Consider the following 1416-nt stretch of genomic DNA (forward strand, 5'->3'; position numbering starts at 1 on the left):
AACCCGGGCAAAAGAAGCTCTGAAAAATTTTGCACGTCACCACAACCACCGCATTGCCGGCTGGTATGTGGATAACGTGTCCGGCACCACAATGAACCGTCCAGAGCTTATACGCCTGCTGGAAGATGCCGAGCCCGGGGATGTTATCCTTATTGAGCAGGTCGACCGGCTCTCACGACTCGATGATGCGGGATGGGAAACACTCAGAAAACAGATCGCCGACAAACAGCTGGCCGTTGTCAGTCTGGATCTACCCACCAGTCACCTGGCGCTGACCAGCGTCGCCAGCGATGAATTTACCCGCAGCATGCTGAAGGCCGTCAATGGCATGATGCTGGACATGCTTGCCGCCATTGCCAGAAAAGACTACGAAGACAGACGTCGCCGGCAGGCTGAGGGGATAAGGAAAGCAAAGGCTGAAGGAAAATACCGGGGCAGGGTGGCCGATGCGCAGAAGCATGAATTAATCCGGACGCTGCGCCTGGCGCACGGGAAGTCCCTGCGCGAGACCGCCCGCCTCGCTGGCGTGTCTAAAATGACCGTGATCCGCGTCTGCAGTGATGCTGAAGAGTAGGGGATTCACGCATTCAGGGCTGTGATAACATATACCGGTCATTTTCAGAGCCTGAATCGATGAAAAAGAAAAACGTTACGCCCACGCCCCATGACGCAGCATTTAAGCAGTTTCTGACCCAGCCGGAGATTGCCCGGGATTTTATGCACATCCATCTTCCGGCCGAGCTGCGGGCCATCTGCGATCTGAGCACGCTGAAGCTGGAGTCAGGTTCATTTGTGGAAGACGATCTCCGCCAGTATTTCAGCGACGTACTTTACAGCCTGAAAACAGAGGCTGGCAGCGACAGTTACATTCACGTTTTGATCGAGCACCAAAGCACCCCTGATAAACATATGGCCTCCAGGATGCTTCGCTACGCAGTGGCTGTAATGCAGCGCCACCTCGACGCCGGCCACAAAAAGCTGCCGCTGGTGATACCGGTGCTGTTCTACACCGGCAAACGCAGCCCGTATCCGTATTCCACCCGGTGGCTGGATGAGTTTGACAACCCGGAGTTAGCAGGCAGACTCTACAGTGGAGATTTTCCACTGGTTGACGTGACGGTGATACCCGACGATGAGATTATGACCCATCGCAGTATGGCCGCCCTGACGCTGCTGCAGAAGCACATTCACCAGCGGGATATCGCCACCCTGACGGACCAGCTGGTCACGCTCCTGATGGCAGACACTCTGTCTTCACCCCTGGTGATGACCCTGATACAATACTTAATACAAGCCGGGGAGTCCGCAGACTCCGAAGCCTTTGTACGCGAACTGGCACAGCGGGTGCCGCAACACGGAGACGCACTGATGACCATCGCACAACAGCTTGAACAGAAGGGAATGGAGAAGGGCATT

2 protein-coding genes are annotated in these 1416 nt (G+C 55.6%); both read left to right on the top strand.

Annotation, left to right across the window (positions count from 1 at the left end):
* Nucleotides 1–574: recombinase family protein (locus B9Y90_RS26155; RefSeq protein WP_139827526.1), on the top strand; the 574-nt coding region annotated here is incomplete at its 5' end.
* Between the two features lie 59 nt (nt 575–633).
* Nucleotides 634–1416: Rpn family recombination-promoting nuclease/putative transposase (locus tag B9Y90_RS26160; protein ID WP_085543180.1), on the top strand; the 783-nt coding region annotated here is incomplete at its 3' end.

Origin of the sequence: Cedecea sp. NFIX57 (assembly GCF_900177785.1) — a bacterium.
GTDB lineage: Bacteria > Pseudomonadota > Gammaproteobacteria > Enterobacterales > Enterobacteriaceae > Cedecea > Cedecea neteri_C.